Genomic DNA, 21,977 nt, shown 5'->3' with positions numbered 1-21,977 from the left:
AATCAAATCATTTATGAAAAAGGGCAGAATACTCTTCCTTGTTTCCTTAGTTGCAGTTGTTTTGATTGGCAGCTTTGTTGTTTTTAAGATGAAAACAAGAGCAAAATCAGCCTATGCGAATCTTAAGATTGAAAGCACCACCATGCCTGAAATCTACCAGGAAATTGTGAAGGAATCGGATCCATTTACTCTCTATGGAAGAAATAATGAGATGATTCCCATATTGGAAAAAAGATTGGAGAAGGATCCTTCCAATCAGCAGTTACAATTCAATTTGGGTTTACAGCATATCTATAACGGCACCACACAGAAAGGAATTGATTACCTGCTGAAACTGGAAAATGATCCTGCCTACATGAGCGACCCGGCAAAAGCAAAAGCTAATGGAAAAGGCTGGTCGAAGCTGGATTCACTCGAAAGCTTTCTGGCTATCGCTTATTTACGCCTGGGAGAGCAGCAGAATTGTTTGGATAACAGGAATGATGCTTCCTGCGCCTTTCCTATATCAGGCAGCGGTGTTCACACCATGAAAAAACCGGTGGAGGAAGCCATCAGGAGGTACCTGAAAATTATTGAAAAGAAGCCGAAAGACTATCTCTCCATATGGTTGCTGAATATTGCATGCCAGGCCAATGGATCTGTTCCTCCGGAAGTGCCGCAGCAATTAATCCTGGATAAAAAGTTGTATAAAAATGAATGGGACTGCCCGCGGTTTAATGAAGTTGCCATGGATCTTGGTATCGAAAATACCGGTTGGGCAGGGGGTATTTGTGCGGATGATTTTGACAATGACGGCTATGCTGATATCATCAGTAGCAGCGCTATACTTGATGATAATGTGAAATACTTTCATAATAATGGGGATGGCACATTTACCGATTACACCGAGCGTGCAGGGCTGAAAGGAGAAATGGAAGGACTGAACGTGGTACATATGGATTATAATAATGATGGCAATATGGACTTTTTTATTCCCCGCGGCGGATGGAAATATGAAGCCGGTCATTTGCCTCCGTCACTCATGCGCAACAATGGCAATGGCACTTTCAGCGATGTTACTATTAAAGCAGGATTGATGAATTACAACCCCACGCAATCAGCCGAATGGGCAGATATTGATAAGGACGGTGATTTAGATCTCTTTCTTGGCCATGAAATGGGCTACCAAAGCAATCTCTATCGTAACAACGGCGACGAAACTTTTACTGATATTTCACATGAAGCCGGCATTGATTTCAAACTGTATATTAAGGGTGCTTCCTGGGGCGATTACAACAACGATGGCTATCCCGACCTCTATGCATCCAGTTTTCAGAAACCGGCCCGCCTCTACAGGAATGATGGGGTGAAGAATGGCAAGGTGCATTTTACCGATGTAACGAAAGAGGCCGGTTGTCCGGGAACACCTTCCAATTTCCCTTGCTGGTGGTTCGATTTTAACAATGATGGTTACGATGATTTATATGTTTCAGCTTATCAGCCGGGTTACACTATTAACAGTTGCCGCGAGTTTATGGGACTGCCAATGGATTCAACCTTGTTTCCCTGCCTGTATCTGAACAACAAAAATGGAACCTTCACTAATATCGCGAAACAGGTACACATTCAGTATGAAACCTTCACCATGGGTTGCAACTATGGCGACCTCGATAACGACGGCTGGCTGGATTTCTATCTCGGTATAGGAGCACCCGACTACAAGGCAATTTTCCCTAACCGTATGTTTCATAATCACGAAGGACAGTACTTCGAAGACTGTACGATTTCAGGCGGTTTCGGCCAGCTGCAAAAGGGCCATGCGATCGCCTTCTGCGATTTTGACATGGATGGAGACCAGGATGTGTATGCAGACTTTGGCGGGTTCTATTATGGCGACATCTATGAGAACGCGCTTTATGAAAATCCAGGTTTTGGCAACAACTGGATCAACATCAAGTTTGAAGGTGTGAAGAGTAACAAGGCAGCCGTTGGCACACGCGTGAAGCTTACATTTAACGATAATGGAACCAAGCGGTCCACGTATCTTACTGTGAGCAAAGGCGCGAGCTTTGGTGGCAATCCAATACGTTTAGAAGCCGGCGTTGGAAAAGCAACGGTGATTGATGAGATTGAAGTGACCTGGCCTGCCACCGGACAGAAGGATGTTTATACCAATGTTGCTGTTAATAAAATTTACAAAGCGAAAGAAGGAGATAAGCAACTTGCTGTATGGGATATCAAACCTTTTGAATTTAAGACAATGGAACGCAGAATGGCAGAAGGCGATTCTACCATGACGGGCCATCATATGATGAATATGTAGTTGTTAGTAATTGCAGAGAAAGCCTCCGGTTGCATTCTGACCGGAGGCTTTTTTTTGGATTTGACTTAATCATCGTGTTAGTGATGGATATTGTTGGTGAAAGGCTTCCATACTGCAATTAGTTGTTCAGAGCCTGTTGTAAATCCAATCCGGTGCAATCTTTAAAAGTTGTGCAATAAGCCACCATCTTTTGGTGATATATGCTTTCCGTTTTTTACTTTCAACAGCTGCATAAATTTGTAATGCGGCTTTCTCTACGGGCGCTTCCCAAAAGCGGCCATTACCCTTTGCCATCTGAGTTTTCACAAATCCTGGCTGAATATCGGTGATATAGATGTTGAGCTTTTTATAGGTTGCAAGTTTCCGAAGCCCTTCCAGGTAATTTGCCTGAAAAGCTTTGCTTGCATTGTAGGCAGGTGCCCGGCCTTCTCCGCGAATGGATGCAATGGAAGTAATTGCAGCCAACTGCCCGTGGTTTTGCTGCCGGAAATACCGGAAGGTGTAGCCGGCAATCTGCGTCCAGGCCATCACATTCAGCGCAACAGTACTTTGTTCCGGCGCCCAGTCAAGTGTGGTGTTTAATTCTCCGTTTCCGGCGCTCAGTATCAGCAAATCAAGCCCGCCTAGTTGAGCAATCAGCTCACTAATATGATATTCCACATCATCTTTGGTATTGTCAAATGGCCTTGTAACAAGCCGATCAGGATACAGGGAATGCAGTTCATCCAGCAATTCCTTTTTCCTTCCCGTAATGCCGACAATACAGCTTTGCCTGGCGTATAAGATGGCCAGTTCACGGCCAATGCCTGAAGATGCACCAATAATGATAACTTTTTTCATACAGCGCTGAATTGATATTGGAAGTACAGGATTTTGCATGCAGGAAATTAACCTTTCGCCTGAACCAGCAGATCAAAAAACGGGTAGCAGGCAGTGCAGCTTCAATGAAAGGCGGACCAGTCGGGTAAGGCTTCCATAAAATGATAGCTCCCCTTTCCGGCATCAATGGCACAGCAGTAGTGCTTCCAGCCATTCGATACAACCAGGTAGCTTACCTTCAAAGCAAGGTTGTAGCGCGCAATCTGATCAAACACCTTCTGCGACAGCTTCACCTCTGCCGCCTTGCATTCCACAATCAGTTGCGGCAATCCGTTTCTGCCGAATACCACAATGTCACATCGTTTTGAAAGCTTATTCAGCTTCAACGACATCTCAACGGCTACCAAAGAACGGGGATATTTTTTCTCCTCCACCAGGTAACGTAACCAATGCTGACGCACCCATTCTTCCGGCGTCAGGGCGACAAAGCGTTTACGGATTGCATCAAAAATCTGCGGCTGTTCACCCATGTGCCTGACTTTGAATTCGTATTTTGGAAAATTGATTTGCATGCAGGAAGTATAAAGATAATCATCCATTGCGGCTGCATTTTCAAACACTTTAGGGCAGCAATGATGCATCAATATACAGCAACGGAAATCTGTGATGGCCGGCCGGCAGCAACGCCGCTTTTTAATAGTGCAAAATCCAACCTGATGAGGATATGGATGGCAAATCTGCCATACAGCCTTTGCATCAGCAACTAATTACTGTATTTTTGATTCTATGAAAACGAAAAAGGAAATCGTTGATAATTGGTTGCCAAGGTATACAGGCCTGGCGTTGAACGAATTTGAAAAATATATCATCGTCGTTAATTTCAGCCATTATGTTGAGCTCTTTGCCAAATGGAATGACACCAAAGTAAAGGGCCGCGACCGTACCATGATGAGTGCAACAGCCAAGGGAATAACCATTATCAATTTTGGTATGGGAAGCGCGAATGCCGCCACCATCATCGATTTGCTGTCGGCGATCGAGCCCAAGGCGGTGTTGTTTCTTGGGAAATGCGGCGGGTTGAAAAAGAAAAATGAGATCGGTCATCTCATATTGCCTATTGCGGCTATCAGGGGCGAAGGGACGTCTAATGATTATTTCCCGGCGGAAGTGCCTGCACTCCCGGCCTTTGCCTTACAGAAGGCCATCTCAACCACCATCCGCGATCACAAGCGTGACTACTGGACAGGCACTGTTTATACAACCAACAGAAGGGTTTGGGAGTATGACGAGCCATTTAAAAAATATTTGCAGCAATTGCGATGTATGGCGATTGACATGGAAACAGCAACCATCTTTGTAACAGCATTCAAAAATAAAATTCCTGCAGGTGCCCTGTTACTGGTTTCTGATCAGCCTATGGTTCCCGAAGGTGTAAAAACGGAGGTTAGTGATAAGAAAGTGACTGATGAATTTGCAGAGTTACATCTCAAGATTGGTATTGACTCTTTGAAACAACTCATTAATAACCGCGATACAGTAAAGCATTTGCGATTTTAATTTAGCTGATGGTTGTCACCATGCTGGCACCACTATTAAAATATTACTGCACACTGTCTGATTAAAATCGGGATTGTCCGTTCATATGGTTACTACTTACGATGCTATAATTCGTGATCTGAAAAACAAAATCGTTCATCCTGTTTATCTGCTGGAAGGTGAAGAACCTTACTTTATTGATCTCGTAAGCGACTATATTGAAAACAATCTCTTGCCGGAAGCAGAGCGGAGCTTTAATCAAACGGTTTTGTATGGGAAGGACACTACGGTAAATGAAATCCGGCAGCGCGCTATGAATTATCCCATGTTTTCCAATTACCAGGTATTAATTGTGAAGGAAGCGCAGATGCTGAAGAAGTGGGATGAATTGCTGAAGTATGTGGAAAATCCGGTCAGAACAACCATCCTCGTACTTTGCCACCGTTATGAAAATTTCGATAAGCGTACCAAGGTGGGAAAATTGATGAAGGAAAGGCCGGACTGTGTGCTCATGACCACGAAGAAACTATATGACAACCAGGTGCCGGAGTGGATCAATCAATACCTTGCAGAAAGGAAATTCAGCATCAGCCATCATGCCGCTGCATTGCTGGTGGAATATGTGGGAAATGAACTGTCGAGGGTTGCCAATGAACTGGAGAAACTGATATTGAATGTCGGGCCCGGTAAGGAAATTTCAGCCGATGATATTGAAAAGAACATTGGTATCAGCAAAGAGTACAATACATTTGAACTGAGTAAAGCGCTTGGTTTGAGAGATGTATTGAAGGCCAACAGGATCGTGAGTTATTTCAAGGCTAATCCCAAACCAAATCCGCTGGTGCTGACAATCGGATCGCTATATGGCTATTTTTCCAGGATTTACCTGATGCACCAGGCCAAACCGAAAACGGACAGTGAGATCGTCGCTGTGCTCGGTATTAAAGCATTTTCAGTGATTATTAACGAATACAAAACCGCGGCACGTAACTATTCGCCGCAAAAAACCGAGCAAGTCATTGGCCTGCTGCAGGATTATGATCTGCGATCAAAGGGTGTTAATGACACGGGCAGTGAAGAGGCAGCCCTGCTGAAGGAATTGGTTTATAAGATTTTGCACTGATGCATTGTAATTTTAAAACTGATAAAAGTTTGCTATGAAGTATTTGCTGATGCTGATGGTTTTTTTATCTGCCGAAAAAAGCTGTGATAAGCAACAATCGTTGCCTTTAAAATCAGCCAATTCACAAGCATGGTCGGGTGGTGCTGCCGGTTCGGGCAGAGGGGTTAATTATGAAATAGTATTAGGTATCCAAAATCAACCTGACTATACGTTTGATTCACTTTGGGTGAATGAACGCAGAGTAAGGGTAGAAGTGAATGAAAGGAAATCGGCAGGTGACAGCCTTGTATTGTCGGCCACTGATATGTCACAATCCATCAGGAATATGCAGGATTACGAAAAGCAGGCGGAAGAAGTGAAACCCATTCCTTTTCCCGTTCCTGTTTCCGCAGAAGGCATACTGGGCTATTTTTACAAGGGCAAAAGACAATATCTTGTTATACAAAGCTGGACCAAACTGAAACCTCTTTACTACCCTTGATTCTACTTTAGTAAGCTGCCGGTCAATTGATTTTCATGGAAGGTGTTAGCACCAATATTTTACCGGTAGCAGCGGTCACCTTAAATCGTTCATCGATCCGTTCACCGATAATGCAGGCGATTCTGTCACCTGATTGAATTACCCAGACGTGCTCTTTTTTATGCAAAGGCATTTTTTTATCGATCAGGTAATCGCTTATTTTTTTCTTCTTGCTTTTCATACCTAAAGGATAAAAGTAGTCTCCGGTTTTCCACTTGCGCATCAGCAATGGAAACTGCAGCATTTCATAATTGAGGCAGGCTATAAGTTGATCCTTTGGCAGCTTAAATCCCTCAGCCTGATGCACACTGATCAAAAGCTCAAATGCATCTGTACGAATGCTGCGGGTCTGTCCTGAAATATATATTGCAGTAGAACTTTCTTCCTGCCTGGCAGTGATAATAAGCTGATTCCGGTCTTTCAGGATGCGATGCGTTGAAGAATAGAAAACCTTTCCGGGTTGTGCATCAAAGGCCGCATGCACAAAGGCAGACTGCTCAGGCGAGAACCCATATTCCTTCAGTATTTCGTATAAGATGGCAGCAGCGGCAGATTGCAGTCGTAGCCTCGGTATGGAAATCACAACTTCGTTCTTTCCGTAAGCAATCAGCTTCTTTTTTTGCAGGCCTACCTGCGCATCATATAAGTGGCCTGCATCATTCCATCGCGATATATTTTCTTGAAAGACGGACTTAAAGGCCGGATAAAATTGCTCAATAGCAGGAATAATCTCCAGGCGGATTTTATTTCTGTCATAGTCCGTCTTTTTATTGGAGGCATCTTCCCTGAAAGCAATGCGCTCACTTCGCGCAAACGACAAGATCTCATTCTTGGAGCAGGTCAGCATCGGCCTGATCACTTTTCCATGCTTTGCTTTGATGCCCTGCAATCCATGAATGCCCGTGCCCCTGAACATGTTCAGCATCACCGTTTCTACCTGATCATCGCAATGATGTGCTGTGGCGATAAAATGATAACCATTTTCCCGCCTCACCTGTTCCAGCCATTCGTAACGCAACTCCCGCGCTGCCATCTGGATGGAAATTTTTCTTTCGCTGGCTATTTGCTGTGTATCAAATGCAGTGGAGAAAAAGGGTACGGACATCTCCTGTGCAAGGTTTTTGACAAAATGCTCATCTGCTTCCGAATCTTCAGCCCTTAAGCGAAAATTGATGTGCGCAAGCGCAAACCTGAAGCCGGCCGCCTTGAAAAGGTAAGCCAGAACCGTGGAGTCCACGCCACCGCTGACCGCCAGCAGTACCGGTTCTTTGGGCGCAAAGAGTTTGTGTTTTGCGATAAAGGATAATACTTCAGGAAGCATGATTTATGAGCAACTCATTAATAAATACCGGGCGGATGAATCCTGTTAAGATAGAAATTCCAGGACATTCGCTGAACCCAGCCTGGCCGGGAATATATTATGAGCCGGAACGAATACATAAAATTCCAATATGACCAGTTGGTATCATTGACTGTCATGGAAATTAAGGTAAAGTTCAGCTGTGTACAACCCTTTTGCCGGACAGGTTGTCTATTCAAAGTAATACATTTATATTTGCCCCGAAAATTTCTTAGAAAACAAAAAAACCAAATTCAACTTTGTTATGAAAAAAATCTCAATCATCGGCGCTTCATTTTTATCCATGATCGCCTTAGTAACCGTATTATTTTTTAATTCCTGTACTGACGATCCATGTAAGGATGTAGTTTGCGTTAATGGTGATTGCGTTAGCGGTACGTGTGCATGCGATCTTGGCTATGAAGGCACAGACTGCAGCACTAAGAGTGTAACAAAGTTTGTAGGAAGCTATTCCGCTATTGATGTTTGTTCATCGGGAACTTACCAGTACAATTCAACAATTGCCGCTTCATCTACAACCGTTAATGGATTGATTATTACCAACTTTGGTGGTTTCGGTTCGACGCTTACTGCTACGGCAACCGTTGATGGAAGCAATGTGACTGTTCCCAGTCAGAGCCTTGGAGGCGTTAACGTAAGTGGTTCAGGCGTGCTGAACAGTTCGGCCACACAAATTCAGTTTACTTACACTGCCAATGATGGTGTGAATTCTGATAATTGCACATCCACCTGGGATCTGCAATAAACTTTAATTTTATTTTTAATAAACCAGCCTTCAGCAAGGCTGGTTTTTTTTTGTCTTTTTATAAGCCGATCAAGTTCAAAGACTATCTTTGAAAGGGCAGTAAATAAAACACCTCATTTCCGTCAAGATTTTCCACATTTGCTAATCCAATTAATATACACAAATTGAAGTTGGTTTACCTTAAGAAATGGCTGGCTTTTACCTGTTTACTTATGTTGACGGCTTCCATTTTGCTCCTTGCATCCTGCGCAGATAAATGCAAAAAAATTATTTGCTATAACGGTGCTATTTGTGTGGATGGCATTTGCGGCTGCACTCCCGGATTTGAAGGGGATGACTGCAGCCTTGAAGTGCGGGAGAAGTTTCTTGGTACTTATAATGTTTCCGACAATTGCAGTGTAACCGGCAATGCGCACTATACGGTAAATATGAGTGCTGTAGATACAAGTGTCACAAGAGTTGCAATCGCCAACTTCAATGGAGATTTCGGGAACCTTGTAATTGCAGTTATATCCGGTGATAATATCGAGATTCCTATTCAAAGCCCGGATTATGACGGCCGTTCTGTTTCAGGGGCCGGCATATTCAGCAGCGGGTCTACTATTATATGGAACTATACTATTGTTTCATCAGGCGGCATTGCCAATAATTGCAGTAATTCCGTCTGGCAAAAGTAATGACCTCTTTCAGAATGATAACGTCAGAAGTTCCCGTTGAATCAGCTAGGGAAGAGGCCCGGAATATCCTGTACTTCTAAGAAAAATACACCGACAACGGATTCAAATCAGATCCTGTTGCTTCAATCAGTTGTCTCCGGCATTTCATGAAGCAGTATTTCATTCATCATTAAGAATGCTAACCCGGTAATGCCTGTCAGTGAAGGACTGACTCAAAACCAGCGTGCAACACTGCTCAATACTGTTTGCCGCCGAGGGCAAGTTCCTGCCTGTTAAAATAAGTGCAAAAAAAAACCACTCCCGCAGAGGAATGGTTTTTTTGAATAAAAGCAGATTAACTAAGCTTAAAACTTAGGCGGCGTAACAGTAGCCGGTTGATTGGTTGCGCCAGGGCGGTTGGAAACGGATGGTTTTGCAGCATCAGTTGTTCCCGGACGATTGGTAACTGTTGGTTTCGCGGCTTCAGTTGTTCCTGGCCTGTTCGACACCGTGGGTTTGGCCGGGTTAGCAACAGGTTTAGGCTTGGGCTTTGATCCAGAAGATGTCTTTTTCATGGCTGCCGTCATCATCGAATCGGCTTTTGCCTGTGCAAGCACCATGATATTGTTCATACATACGATGTTCAGCGAATCGCGGTAGGCTGTAATTTTAGCATTAGCCATTGAATCAATCATAGCCATTTCTTTGACAACATCAGCTTTTGGTTGATTGCAGCTTTGCAAAGCCAGTGCAACCATCAATCCTGACGAGAATATTAAAAGCAGTTTTTTCATTTTTTGGAATTTGAATGTTGTGAGATCGGTTGATGTGGTTACTTTTTGGCACTCATGGCTTCGACGGCAGAATTGTAGAGCGAATCAGCTTTCATCTGCACCATGATGGCCTCATTGTTGGCACATTCACTCATAGCTGTTTCAGCAACTGCCTGCATCTGCGACCGGGCCACAGAATCTGCTTTAACCGCCATCGCGGCTGCATCCATAGGCTTAGGACCTTGCTGGCAACCTGCCGTTGCAAGTGTCAGAATAAACCCTCCCGCAAGGAGGAAATAAAGTCTTTTCATTTTGGTGGAGTTTAAAATTTGAGTACAAAAGTAGGATATTTAAGGCTTATTTGCTAACCGGTTTTGCAACTTTTCAACAGCATTCACAATAACCGGCCATTTGTTTAGTTAGGAGCAGATGCACTTTTGGAACGGAAGTTGAAACCAACTGTATGTCACAATTCGGTGTAATGAAAAACAGGGCATTGTTTGTTTTATTTATGCTTCCCTTAACTATCCATGCGCAAACAGGCATGTTGCTGCCGGCTGTGGTAGTGGGAAGAGATACTTTTCCTGCATATCAGCTGCAGGATGTGGTGGTAGTTTCAAAAAGGATTTTTAAGAGCGGCGAGGACCAGTCGAGGTTTAATGCGTTGAAACGTAACGTACTGGTCGTTTATCCGTTTGCCAAAGAAGCGGGCGGAATTTTTAATGAGGTGAATGCTGCAATGGCATCTATGGACAAGCGAAAGGAACGCAAACGGTTTATTAAGCAGAAGGAAGAAGAACTCAATGTTTTGTTCGAGGGCGAACTCAAGAATCTTACGATTACGCAGGGCGAGATATTATGCAAACTGGTGGCACGGGAAACAGGTAACAGTGTGTACGACCTGATCCGTGAATTTAAAAATCCGCTTTCTGCTTTCTATTGGAATAAGATGAGCCAGTTTTTAGGATATAGCCTGCGCTATGAATATGATCCGCAACAGGAAAAAGATATAGAGTTTATTGTAAGGTCCATAGAAGGTAATTACTGACCTGCATGCCCATGCAGTAAATTACTGAATGCTGTTGTGATTGCACTTTCCTCGATTTGCGTCATGCATTTGAAATGTCCTTTCGGGCATTGATCATATCCGATTTTGGAACACGGGCGGCAGGAAAGGTTTTTCACCTCCAGCGCAAGATGATTCACTTTACCAGAGCCGAAATAGGGGGACATGCCAAATTCCGGAATGGTATTTCCCCAGATCGATATGATCTTTTTTCTGAAAGCGGCTGCAATATGCATCAGGCCGGTATCATGGGTGATAACCAATTTCGATTGCTGCAGCAGCGATGCGGATTGATTGAGCGAAAGCTTTCCGCAGCTGTTGTAAATTTTTACGGGATCAGTTTGCGCTAATCTTTCTCCCTCCGCCGCATCTTCAGGGCCACCCAGCAAGACAATGGGCAGGGACAACAGGCTGCATATTCGATGCAGTTTTTCAAAGGGTAGTTTTTTCGTGGCATGTTTGGCGCCAATCACCAGGGCAATGTAGCCGTGAAGATGCGTCAAGGGCAATGAACTGATGGGGTAAACTTCTTTTGCAGGAATAAAATAATCCAGCCCTTTGCCGTCATTCTTTACGCTAAGCATTCTTACCGGTTCAAGGTAACGGTCAACGATGTGTACATCAGGCAGCACATTCCATTTCAAATTTACGAGCAGCCACTTCTCAAAGTTGAGTTTATTGAAAGTATTCGACGGCCGCCACAACTGAAGCCTCACAAGCAGCGAACGCAGGCTGGTATGCAGGTCAGCAATAAAGTCATAGCGCTCGTTTTTCAGTTGCTGAATAATGGTGCCGAAATTATTATCAAGATAGAACCTCCGTGTGAGGTAAGGATTGGCTTCAATAATATCTCTGTACGCTGATTTCGTGAGATAATGAATTTCTGCCCCGGGCAATTGCTTCTTTAAGCAGCGGATAACGGGCGTGGTCAGTACGATATCACCAATGGAACTGAACCGGATTATCAGAATTTTCATCCCTGTAAAAATGTGTATTCAGCGTCATAATCGGAAATGCAATACCGGTTTTGCAAATGATTGCCGGCCTTATCCTTCTTCAACTATCCGGTTACGACTATAAATTAACAACACCTTAGCACCATGATATGCAGTTGTCAATTCGCTGTATATGATCTTATCTTTGCATAAAATGTTCAGACTTAAACTTCCTACCGATCCCCGTTGGGCCGACCTTGCATCTCTTTCATTGGAGGAAATTCTGACCGATCATGCATATTGCGAGCAGAAAGCAACATCAACCTGTATATCCCTGATTCAGAATTATCCTGACCGTGAAGAGTTGGTGAAACAGCTGGCGCCCATCGTGACTGAAGAGTGGGCACATTTCAGGATGGTGATATCGGAACTTAAAAAGAGGAAGCTGAAACTAGGAAAGCAACGCAAGGACGAATATGTTATTGCGTTAAGAAAATTGATTCGAACGGGTGACAGGGTGGAACGTCAGCTGATGGATAAATTATTGGTTTCGGCTTTAATTGAAGCAAGGAGTTGCGAGCGGTTCAGAATATTATCCGAGAATCTGCCACAGCCGGAGTTGCGTAAATTTTACCGCATTTTTATGGAGTCAGAAGCCGGGCATTACACACTTTTTATGAAGCTGGCAAAAAAGTATATGCCGGCAAAGGTGGTGAATGAACGGTGGCGCGAGATGCTGGAGGCGGAAAAGGAAATAATGAAATCGCTGGAAATACGCGGTGAACGCATACATTAACCGCTCTTACTGCTTTATTAATTTCGCGGCAGAAAGTTTTTTACCCGCTCTCTCAAGCGTTACATAATAAATTCCGTCCGGCAGATCTGAAATATCTGCAGTGTATGTATTGGAAAACTGAAACACTTTAAGCATGTCGCCAAATACATTCTGTATGCGTGCCGTATAATTTCCTTTTTGCGCAAAGCTGATTAAAAATGAAGTATAAGCCGGATTTGGAGATAGTATAAAATCTGTTGTTGATTCTTGCAGATCCTCTACACCAGAAAGGTATTTAAAGTTGCCCTGAAAGCAAAGTGATGCAACAGAAATGCGGCTGCTGCCGGCTGAAACATCTACTGACATTTTGAAGTAGCCATACAATGTATCCGTTGGCGCAATGAAACGAAAGGCCAGGTAGTGAAAACCAGTGTCTTGCCATAAACCTGTACCACCGTTACCTCCATTGCCGGTTATTACATATCGCAGATTAAAAGGATAATCCGGCCATTGCAGCCGTGAGGTCCAGGCAATTTCTTTGCTTGCTTGCTGAAGCGTATCTCCGATAGCAAAAGTGTCAGGCCATGCATAATAATAGGTGTCACATGCAAACTCAAGGTTGTTGTGAAAGGAATAGGCATTGGCCGTGCCGTTGCTGATTGACATCGGTGCGATATAGGCATCGACACTGAATTCGAGGTCAGCCACATTGTCATTGGTAAAATCAAAATTGGCGAAGTTTTTTCCTGCCGGATGATTTAACAGGTCCGTAATATTGAGGATTGGTTCAAACACCTTACAGTCTATTGTTGAATCTGCTTCTATAACCAGCATGGAATTTTGCCCTTTGCTGCGATGTGGCAGGAAGCCTGTAAGCAGGATTACAAAGAGTAGAATGTATGTCTTCATATTTTTCTTTCCATTCAAATGACCTCCAGTATTACCAACCCTGTTTTAAATATTTCAAAATTAATGGAAACCTTCTTCCTCCAGAAATGATATGTTTCTGCGCAGTCCTTCAAATTTTGGGCGGCTGACTGCTGAATCGCGGAATAGTTTGCGATAAATTTCTTCCGTGAGCTCGACCCAGTCATTTTTTTTCATCGACAGCAGCGACGGAGAAGGAAGAAACTGGTTTTCATGATGCGGCGCAGCAAATCGATTCCATGGGCAGCTATCCTGGCAAATATCACAACCGAACATCCAATCCTCAAATTTCCCTTTCATTTCAAGGGGAATCGCCTCACGCAATTCAATCGTGAAATAGGAAATACATTTACTGCCATCTACCACTTTGTTCTCCCTGATGGCATCCGTTGGGCATGCATCAATGCATTTCGTGCAGGTGCCGCAATAATCACGAATTGGAGCATCCGGTAGCAGGTCAAGATCAAGAATTATTTCGGCTAGAAAATAAAAGGAACCATGGCTTTTATTGATCAGGTTACCATTCTTACCAATCCAGCCCAGGCCGCTTCTCGCTGCCCACGTTCGTTCCAGTACCGGCCCTGAATCCACAAAAACACGGGCATTTATACTGCCAGCCTGCGCAATTATGTTGTGCAACAGCTCATGCAATTTTGCTTTGATTACACCGTGATAATCTTTACCTAAAGCATACATGGAAATTTTTGGAATCGTTTTGTTCAGATGTGTATCATCATTGTAATAGTTATACAGCAAAGAGATTACTGATTTTGCGCCGGGAACCAGTTTGCAGGGATCCACCCGCATGTCAAAATGATTTTCCATGTATTTCATCTTGCCATGCATTCCCTTGTTCAGCCAGTTCTCCAGCCTTCGTGCATCATCGTCGAGTTTTTCTGCTTTGGAGATACCGCAATAATCAAAGCCGAGGCGTGCAGCCTCATTCCTGATCAGTGTGGTACGTTGCGTGATATTCAAGGCCGGCTAACTTAATGAAGGGAATTATTTTCAGCAAGGTTCCCGCGAAAGTAAGTAATGATCGACAGTAATTTTTTTGCTGCGGTTGATGTATGCCGGCAATTTTCTGAAGGCTGGATAAGTCTGTTTATGTGAGAGCCATTGTACTACATCATCCTGTTTATAACATAGACATAAAGTCTATTTAAATTAAAAATCACCGCCAAAATTGCCGATTGATGTATGAATAATACCTCATGGCAACGTATTTGACGGGCACTTGCTGAAATTTTTTGAAAAATGAACCCAAATAATCTGACGATTAAGTCGCAGGAAGCAATTCAAAAGGCGCAGGAACTTGCCTTTTCACATCAGCATCAGTTTATTGAAACAGGTCACCTGTTAAAGGGCCTGCTGCTTGTTGATGAGAACGTGGTTGATTTCCTCCTGAAGAAATTAGGCGTTAACAGCAGTCATCTTGCGTCGCGTCTCGACGAACAAATCAATAAGTATCCTAAAGTGAGTGGTGGCAGCGGTCAGTATCTTTCCAATGATGGCAACCAGGTATTGCTGAAGGCGCAGAGCTTCATGAAAGAATATAAAGATGAATTTGTGGCTGTTGAACATCTTCTGCTTGCTTTGCTGGCTGGTAAAGACGATACCTCTAAATTGTTAAAAGATGCGGGACTGAGCGAAAAGGATTTAAAGCTGGCGATTGCCGAATTGCGTAAAGGCAGAAAGGTGACCGATCAAAGCGCTGAATCAACCTACAATGCGCTGAATAAGTATGCCAAGAACCTGAATTCACTTGCCCAATCCGGCAAACTGGATCCCGTGATAGGGCGTGATGAAGAAATCAGGCGCGTGCTGCATATTCTTTCCAGAAGAACAAAGAACAACCCAATACTGGTAGGAGAGCCGGGCGTCGGTAAAACAGCTATTGCCGAAGGCATTGCACACCGGATTGTGAATGGTGATATTCCGGAAAACCTGAAATCGAAAAGCATCTTCGCACTGGATACCGGTGCATTGCTGGCAGGTGCAAAATTCCGTGGTGAATTTGAAGAGCGGCTGAAAGCGGTAATCAAGGAAGTAACGGAAAGCGATGGACAGGTTATTTTATTCATTGATGAGATCCATACCCTTGTTGGTGCCGGTGCCACAGAAGGTGCCATGGATGCGGCAAATATTCTCAAGCCGGCATTGGCCCGTGGCGAGTTGCGAACGATTGGAGCAACTACCTTGAACGAATACCAGAAATTCTTTGAGAAAGATAAAGCACTGGAGCGCCGTTTCCAGAAAGTGATGATTGATGAACCGGGTGAAGAAGATGCCGTGTCCATTTTACGCGGATTGAAAGAACGGTATGAAACACATCATAAAGTGCGTATCAAGGATGAAGCGATCATCGCCGCCGTGGAGTTGTCCCACCGGTATATCTCCGATCGTTTTCTTCCTGACAAGGCAATTGACCTGATTGATGAAGCGGCTGCCAAGCTGCGGCTGCAGATGGATTCGGTACCTGAGGAACTGGACGAGATTGAAAGAAAGATACGTCAGTTGGAAATTGAAAGGGAAGCGATCAAGCGGGAAAACGATAAAAAGAAACTGGATGAATTGAACCGGGAAATCGCCAACCTTACCGAAGAGCGCAATCAGCTGAAGGCAAAATGGCAATCGGAGAAAGATATTGCCAATGATGTGCAGGAAACAAAGCAGGCGATAGAAGAATTTAAGTTACAGGCAGAACAGGCAGAGCGAAGCGGTGATTATGGCAAGGTAGCGGAATTGCGATATGGCAAGATCAGGGATGCCGAACAACAACTGAAAGTATTCGAACAAAAGCTGGCGGAGATCAATAAAGGCAGCCGCATGCTGAAGGAAGAAGTGGATGGGGAAGACATAGCGGAAATCGTTTCTAAGTGGACGGGGGTGCCTGTGTCGCGCATGTTGCAATCAGAGAAAGAGAAGTTGCTGCACCTCGAAGAGGAGCTGCACTTGCGTGTTGTAGGACAGGAAGAAGCCATCGTTGCTGTAAGTGATGCAATCAGAAGAAGCAGGGCAGGGCTGCAAGATCCAAAGCGGCCGATTGGATCATTTATTTTCCTCGGTACCACCGGTGTCGGAAAAACGGAACTGGCCAAAGCACTGGCGGAAGTGTTGTTCAACGATGATAATGCAATGACACGGATTGATATGAGTGAATACCAGGAAAGGCATGCTGTATCAAGACTCATTGGCGCTCCTCCGGGTTATGTAGGTTATGATGAAGGCGGACAGCTTACCGAAGCCGTGCGCCGGAAACCTTATTCAGTGATATTGCTGGATGAGTTTGAAAAAGCACATCCGGATGTATTTAACATCCTGTTGCAGGTGCTGGATGACGGAAGGCTGACGGATAACAAAGGCAGGGTGGTTAATTTCAAAAATACCATCATCATCATGACTTCCAATTTCGGGTCGCAGGTAATACAGGAGAATTTTGAAAAGGTGAATGAGCGAAACAAGCAGGGTATCATGGAAACAACAAAGATTGAGGTGATGAATCTGCTGAAAAAATCGGTGCGCCCCGAATTCCTGAACAGGATCGATGACATCATCTTATTTACGCCGCTGATGCGCGATGAGATTACGGAGATCGTCCGTTTGCAGTTGGCTGCACTGGAAAAGATGCTGATGAAGAACAATGTATCCATCGGGTTTACCGAGGAGGTGGTGGAGCAACTGGCTTATGAGGGATTTGATCCTCAATTTGGGGCAAGGCCACTTAAGAGGGTGATTCAAAAAGAGATAGTGAATGAACTATCAAAGAAGATACTGAGTGGTACAGTCAGCAGTGACAGCGCGATCATAGTAACGAAAGACAGAAATGGACTGCTTGTTTTTAAAAATGCGGAAGCGGCAAATGCTGTAGTTGCGGGATAAGACAGTAGCTGAGTTATTTGCATTCCAATATCCGGCAATCAGCATTTTAGTTTCCGGATTTTTCACTGCAGCCATTGCAAAAAAAAGAGCATCCGATTTTTCAGATGCTCTTTTTGTAGCACATCAGCTGCTTATGATTTCCACTTGATGGTACAACCAACCGCTTTGGTTTCAGTTACAGGAATAGTTTTTCCGTTCAGCAGTGCATTCACGGCATCTTCCACGTATTTATGTTGCACGGCACCGGCATCTTCGGTATTGTCATCAATGGCGCCAATGTAAGCAACTTCATATCCTTTGTCGGTCTTGTTCAATACATAAACATGTGGGGTGCGTGCTGCACCAAACTGACGGGCGACCTGCTGTGTCTCATCAAACAGGTAGGGAAAAGTATATCCTTTCTGCCGTGCATTCTTTACCATGTTGTCATAAGAATCATCCGGTACGGCAACAGGATCGTTCGGATTGATGGCGATTACCGGAAATCCCTTGCTGCGGTACATTTTGTCCAGATTCATCACACGTTGTTCATACGCTTTGGCATAAGGGCAATGATTGCAGGTAAAGATGACAATAGCTCCCTTCGCATTGGTGTTATCCTTCAGCGACATCATTTTGCCATCAACATTTTTAAGACTGAAGTCTTTAACAGTATCACCCACTTTATATCCATTAGTAGCTGCCGAAGTGAGGAATGTAATAGCTACAAGAGCTACTGCTAAAATTTGCACTGATTTTTTCATATTCATCTTTTAAGGAGTTTAATTAACAATATTTTTATTTAAGAATGATTTCAATTCTTCCACTGAGTCAAAAGCATCGTAATGCTCAATTTTTTCACCGCCGGGCAGAAGTAAGATGGTGTATGGAATAGCGCCAGACCAATTGCTGTCAAATTGATCGATCCATTCACCGCCGGGTTGATTCAGTTGCAACTGCGTTCCGTTCAGCGAGAGTCTTTTTATCAAGTCTTTCACCTTTGGAGTCTGAGACATAAAGTCCAGCGAAACGAAAATAAATTCCGGCGATTTATCATCTGCCTCCTTCTGTAATGCATTAAAATAGGGAAGTTCTTCCACGCACGGCTTACACCATGTAGCCCAAAAATTAACAAGTTTCGCCTTCCCGGGTGAAGCGGCCAGTATGTTTTCTAATTCTTCATAATTTACAATATTAAGCTCCTGAGCATACACAGACGATATTCCGCAAGTCATCATAAATGAAATGAACAGTGTCCTCATCATGGTTTCGAAATTCGGGATTAATTTCAGCAGGAAGCGCAGCCACTGACAAAAATTCGACCAACTTATATTTCTTCCTAACAGAATGCCTTTCAACAGCGATTAAATAATAGAGTTCTATGCTGAATTGCATCAACTACTTCAGCGCAGCTTTCAGATAGCGGATAGCAGTTTGCTGAGCATCATCAGCAAACTCCTTGTTGTAATGCGGATTTGAAGGGTTTGCAAAAGCGTGATCAGCATCGTATTCCTTTACCGTCAGTTTCTTTCCCGCCGTCTGCATGTTTTTAATAAAGGCTGATTTGACGTCTTCATTGATCCACTGATCTTTTTTTGCAAACATGAAAATCACATCACTGTTCAGGTTTTTTAGTTTGGCCACATCCGTTTCCGGCATACCATAATACATGATGCATGCTTTCGTCTGTTTTCCACCCATCAATGCGGCCTGCATCGACCATCCGCCTCCGAAGCACCATCCAACGGTTCCCACATTTGCACCTTTCCCCGCGTAAGCAAAGGCGCCGGTGATAATATTCCGGAGACGGGTATCATTCACTGATTGCATCAGTTTGCCTGCTTCTTCAGGATTTGAAGTCACCTTGCCATCATAGAGGTCAATAGCCAAAACGTTTACATCTTTCAATGAATCAGCATAGATGTCAGCCTGTCTTTTGATGTAATCATTCAGCCCCCACCATTCCTGGAACACAAACAGGTATTTGTTGGATTTGCCCGCAGCGGGCACAAGGTAGGCACTGCCTGTTTTTCCATCCGGTGTGTTGTAGGTAATCATGCTTCCCTGCCCGGCATATGTTAACGGCAGTGGTGATTCATGCGCACCGGTAAATGCAGTTTGCCCGGCGAAGGAAGCGAAGGCAACTGTTGAGGAAGGTGCCTGGCAGCAGGATTTTTGTTGCTGTGCCATCGTGGTGGAAGTAAGTATCATCAATGTCATTGGCAGAAGAATCAGTTTGTTCATATTATTCATCATTTGTTGGTTAAAGGTACATGGAAGGTGGCATATGACAAATTCATTATTGCATCGGTGAATCTGCTGTTATTGAAATTTATCTGCCGGAAGGCAAACATGTTCGGCAAGCAGACGTTAGTTGAAATGAAAAGAATTAATTAACAAACAACCTGGCTTTTTGTTCGGCAGAATGAATTAATGGTATTTTAAATTGTTTGCATGATGCATACCGTCTGTTGCCGGCAAAGCATTGTGTTATTGTATAATCTTCGTATGACTATGTCATTAAAGCCTGACTTCATGCAGTAATGAATGAATAAAACGTTAGCAACGGATTACTGCTTGATAAGCGATACTGTATACTTGCTTTTTCCTGTGATAACTTCGATAAGATAGCATCCGGCGGAAAGATTAGTTATGTCCATCCACAAGGGCGAATATGCACCACTGCCGGCAGACGGTATTTCTTTCAGCCTTTTTCCGGAAAGGTCATAGATGACAATACGGACAATTGCATCTTCCTTACCATGAAATGATACAGACACTGCATTGCCCGCCGGATTTGGAAAAACATCAATAATGTCAGCCAGCGAGGCATCATAGATTGCAGGTTTTTTTTTCGCGAGAAGCCACAGATCAGGATCTATAAAAAGGCTGTCAGGTGTAAATGAAAGCGGGCCGGTATGGTAGGTCAGGTCGTTCTCATTTTGCTGAATGATAATGGTGGTATCTTGCCCTTCGCCTTTGAGCAGGAGAGGCACCGGCATTTCAAAGAAGCTGACAGCGGGATTATTTTGTGTCTGATGCAAAACTATATTGCAGGTTCCGTCGGTGAGATTTGCCCACTTCACAGAATAGGTGGGATAGCCTTTTCCAAAAAACCAGTCGTTAAAAAATCCGGTAAGTTCCTGTCCGCTTGCTGCTTCCAGGTGTTGCTTGAGGTCAGCAGTGCGTGCAAAGCCAAAGCAGAGTGATACATCATTGATGTAGGATTCAACAGCCTGAAAAAAAAATTCATCACCGAGTTTCCACCTTAGCATGTGCAGCAGATATGCTCCTTTTGCATAGGAAAGGGAACCACTGAAGATGCGCCCGACATTGGTAGTATCTTCACAAAAGACCGCGCCGGTTGAATCCTTAAAAGCTCTCCCTTGCTGTGTGTCGAGAAATGGACGCCAGTATTCGGGAGCAATATGTTCATAGCATAAGCCCGACAGATAGGTGGCAAATCCTTCGTTCAGCCATATATCCTTCCAGCTTCCGCAGGTTATTTTGTCACCAAACCACTGATGGGCAAGTTCATGGGCGACCAGCTCAAAAAAGCCCGGATTATATACGAAGCTCATTGTCTGATGTTCTTCACCGCCGCCCCAGCTCCATTGTGCATGGCCGTATTTTTCATCCGCGAAGGGATAATCTCCGAAGAGATCGGAATATAGAATTATGAACTTCCCAATGAGGCTTGTATCATTCATATAAGCTGCCGAATCTTCCGGATATACATACTGCAATACGGGAACCTCTTTGCCGCTGTTCAGCAAAACATGCTGCTGAATGACGGCATAATCTGTTACGGCAATGCCAATAAGATAAGTGGCAACAGGATAGCGATGCCGCCAGTGAATTAATTTAGATGCATTGTTGTCCAGCAGTGTTTCAGCAATCAGTTTACCAGCGCTGCCTGCATGATTAATGGCCGGCGTCTTTATAAAAATGTCGGTGGAGTCGATTTTATCTGCGAGGCTGTTTTTACAAGGGAACCAGTCACTTGCTCCATAAGGTTCAGAGAGAGTCCAGATGATCGGAATGTCGTTGTGCGTTTCCCGGGTGAAACTTCCGAAACCCGTTGCAACAGGTTCTCCTTCATAATACAATGTTACTGAATCAGTGATGCCTGCAGCGATATCAGATGGCAGATGCAGTTCAATAGTGTTATTGCCAGGCCGTGAGAAATTCATGGAGGTGTCGCCATGAAAAACAAAATAACTGAAGGTTAAAGAATCAGAAAGATCAAACGTTATAACATTCAGAGAGACATTTACCGGTTGAAAAAAGTAAGTGATGGCCCCCCTGATAAAATAAATGGCCGGATCAATTTCCCAATAAGCTTTCAGATAGCTAAGCTGATAATTGTCTGTAGCGGTTGATTCACGAAATGCCACCATCTGTTTCCCGGCGAGTTGCTCACGTTCAATTATTTTTTCGAGGTAAGCAGGATCAAATATTGGCTGTGCTGTAACGCTTACAGCCATCAGCAAGGACAGGGAACAAACAATGCTACTGAAAGTTAAGTGAGGTTTCATTCATTGAGATGACGTGAAAATTAGGAAAAAAATCCGGCAGC

General features: G+C 44.0%; 21 protein-coding genes. 9 read left to right on the top strand and 12 right to left on the bottom strand.

The window, feature by feature from the left end; all coding sequences use genetic code 11:
• The first annotated feature begins 13 nt into the window (after positions 1 to 13).
• Complete coding sequence (locus K1X61_03670; protein MBX7107728.1) at positions 14 to 2,302, top strand: CRTAC1 family protein; 2,289 nt, start codon at positions 14 to 16, stop codon at positions 2,300 to 2,302.
• 126 nt (positions 2,303 to 2,428) lie between these two features.
• On the opposite strand, the gene K1X61_03665 is transcribed toward K1X61_03670, so the two are convergent.
• Entirely contained in the window at positions 2,429 to 3,142 is a 714-nt protein-coding gene (locus K1X61_03665) for an SDR family NAD(P)-dependent oxidoreductase (protein ID MBX7107727.1), read from the bottom strand.
• Positions 3,143 to 3,243: 101 nt separating this feature from the next.
• Positions 3,244 to 3,720, bottom strand: a complete 477-nt coding sequence (locus K1X61_03660) for a type I restriction enzyme HsdR N-terminal domain-containing protein (GenBank protein MBX7107726.1) — start codon at positions 3,718 to 3,720, stop codon at positions 3,244 to 3,246.
• Positions 3,721 to 3,907: 187 nt separating this feature from the next.
• Between K1X61_03660 and K1X61_03655 the strand changes: the two genes are divergently transcribed.
• The 3 genes from K1X61_03655 (at position 3,908) to K1X61_03645 (ending at position 6,261) form a co-directional block, all read left to right on the top strand.
• On the top strand, positions 3,908 to 4,678 hold the full coding sequence (locus K1X61_03655) for an AMP nucleosidase (GenBank protein ID MBX7107725.1): 771 nt from the start codon (positions 3,908 to 3,910) through the stop codon (positions 4,676 to 4,678).
• 73 nt (positions 4,679 to 4,751) lie between these two features.
• Positions 4,752 to 5,780: a DNA polymerase III subunit delta gene (gene holA / locus K1X61_03650; protein ID MBX7107724.1), complete on the top strand. Its 1,029-nt coding sequence runs from the start codon at positions 4,752 to 4,754 to the stop codon at positions 5,778 to 5,780.
• Between the two features lie 34 nt (positions 5,781 to 5,814).
• Positions 5,815 to 6,261 carry a hypothetical protein gene (locus tag K1X61_03645; protein MBX7107723.1) on the top strand — a complete coding sequence of 149 codons (447 nt, stop codon included), beginning with the start codon at positions 5,815 to 5,817 and terminating at the stop codon, positions 6,259 to 6,261.
• 22 nt (positions 6,262 to 6,283) lie between these two features.
• Here K1X61_03645 and tilS read toward each other — a convergent pair whose 3' ends face one another.
• Entirely contained in the window at positions 6,284 to 7,621 is a 1,338-nt protein-coding gene (gene tilS, locus K1X61_03640; GenBank protein MBX7107722.1) for a tRNA lysidine(34) synthetase TilS, read from the bottom strand.
• A 283-nt stretch (positions 7,622 to 7,904) separates the two neighbouring features.
• On the opposite strand from tilS, the gene K1X61_03635 reads away from it, so the two are divergent.
• Complete coding sequence (locus K1X61_03635; GenBank protein MBX7107721.1) at positions 7,905 to 8,405, top strand: hypothetical protein; 501 nt, start codon at positions 7,905 to 7,907, stop codon at positions 8,403 to 8,405.
• Positions 8,406 to 8,569: 164 nt separating this feature from the next.
• Positions 8,570 to 9,082, top strand: coding sequence for a calcium-binding EGF-like domain-containing protein (locus K1X61_03630; GenBank protein ID MBX7107720.1), 513 nt, complete (start codon positions 8,570 to 8,572; stop codon positions 9,080 to 9,082).
• Between the two features lie 344 nt (positions 9,083 to 9,426).
• Here the strand turns inward: K1X61_03630 and K1X61_03625 are convergent, their stop codons facing one another.
• Together K1X61_03625 and K1X61_03620 are read right to left on the bottom strand one after the other, a co-directional pair.
• Positions 9,427 to 9,855 carry a hypothetical protein gene (locus K1X61_03625; protein MBX7107719.1) on the bottom strand — a complete coding sequence of 143 codons (429 nt, stop codon included), beginning with the start codon at positions 9,853 to 9,855 and terminating at the stop codon, positions 9,427 to 9,429.
• A 38-nt stretch (positions 9,856 to 9,893) separates the two neighbouring features.
• On the bottom strand, positions 9,894 to 10,145 hold the full coding sequence (locus K1X61_03620; GenBank protein ID MBX7107718.1) for a hypothetical protein: 252 nt from the start codon (positions 10,143 to 10,145) through the stop codon (positions 9,894 to 9,896).
• 152 nt (positions 10,146 to 10,297) lie between these two features.
• Between K1X61_03620 and K1X61_03615 the strand changes: the two genes are divergently transcribed.
• Positions 10,298 to 10,882 (top strand): DUF4294 domain-containing protein, encoded by a 585-nt coding sequence (locus K1X61_03615; protein MBX7107717.1) that lies wholly within the window; start codon positions 10,298 to 10,300, stop codon positions 10,880 to 10,882.
• Here K1X61_03615 and K1X61_03610 read toward each other — a convergent pair.
• Positions 10,876 to 11,877 (bottom strand): glycosyltransferase family 9 protein, encoded by a 1,002-nt coding sequence (locus tag K1X61_03610; protein MBX7107716.1) that lies wholly within the window; start codon positions 11,875 to 11,877, stop codon positions 10,876 to 10,878. The genes K1X61_03615 and K1X61_03610 overlap by 7 nt on opposite strands.
• A gap of 151 nt (positions 11,878 to 12,028) precedes the next feature.
• Here K1X61_03610 and K1X61_03605 point away from each other — a divergent pair, with 151 nt between their 5' ends.
• Positions 12,029 to 12,631 (top strand): tRNA-(ms[2]io[6]A)-hydroxylase, encoded by a 603-nt coding sequence (locus K1X61_03605; protein ID MBX7107715.1) that lies wholly within the window; start codon positions 12,029 to 12,031, stop codon positions 12,629 to 12,631.
• Between the two features lie 6 nt (positions 12,632 to 12,637).
• On the opposite strand, the gene K1X61_03600 is transcribed toward K1X61_03605, so the two are convergent.
• On the bottom strand, positions 12,638 to 13,519 hold the full coding sequence (locus K1X61_03600; GenBank protein ID MBX7107714.1) for a T9SS type A sorting domain-containing protein: 882 nt from the start codon (positions 13,517 to 13,519) through the stop codon (positions 12,638 to 12,640).
• Between the two features lie 60 nt (positions 13,520 to 13,579).
• Complete coding sequence (gene queG / locus K1X61_03595; GenBank protein ID MBX7107713.1) at positions 13,580 to 14,515, bottom strand: tRNA epoxyqueuosine(34) reductase QueG; 936 nt, start codon at positions 14,513 to 14,515, stop codon at positions 13,580 to 13,582.
• Between the two features lie 279 nt (positions 14,516 to 14,794).
• On the opposite strand from queG, the gene clpB reads away from it, so the two are divergent.
• Positions 14,795 to 17,419: an ATP-dependent chaperone ClpB gene (clpB, locus tag K1X61_03590; protein ID MBX7107712.1), complete on the top strand. Its 2,625-nt coding sequence runs from the start codon at positions 14,795 to 14,797 to the stop codon at positions 17,417 to 17,419.
• A gap of 131 nt (positions 17,420 to 17,550) precedes the next feature.
• Here clpB and K1X61_03585 read toward each other — a convergent pair whose 3' ends face one another.
• The 4 genes from K1X61_03585 to K1X61_03570 form a co-directional block, all read right to left on the bottom strand.
• Complete coding sequence (locus tag K1X61_03585; GenBank protein ID MBX7107711.1) at positions 17,551 to 18,162, bottom strand: thioredoxin family protein; 612 nt, start codon at positions 18,160 to 18,162, stop codon at positions 17,551 to 17,553.
• An 18-nt stretch (positions 18,163 to 18,180) separates the two neighbouring features.
• Positions 18,181 to 18,663 carry a TlpA family protein disulfide reductase gene (locus K1X61_03580; GenBank protein MBX7107710.1) on the bottom strand — a complete coding sequence of 161 codons (483 nt, stop codon included), beginning with the start codon at positions 18,661 to 18,663 and terminating at the stop codon, positions 18,181 to 18,183.
• Positions 18,664 to 18,796: 133 nt separating this feature from the next.
• Positions 18,797 to 19,642, bottom strand: a complete 846-nt coding sequence (locus K1X61_03575) for a dienelactone hydrolase family protein (protein MBX7107709.1) — start codon at positions 19,640 to 19,642, stop codon at positions 18,797 to 18,799.
• Between the two features lie 326 nt (positions 19,643 to 19,968).
• Positions 19,969 to 21,936: a T9SS type A sorting domain-containing protein gene (locus K1X61_03570; protein MBX7107708.1), complete on the bottom strand. Its 1,968-nt coding sequence runs from the start codon at positions 21,934 to 21,936 to the stop codon at positions 19,969 to 19,971.
• Positions 21,937 to 21,977: the final 41 nt, after the last annotated feature.

It is taken from the genome of Chitinophagales bacterium, assembly GCA_019694975.1.
Taxonomy (GTDB): domain Bacteria; phylum Bacteroidota; class Bacteroidia; order Chitinophagales; family UBA10324; genus JACCZZ01.
This window is presented reverse-complemented; position numbering and strand designations above follow the sequence as displayed.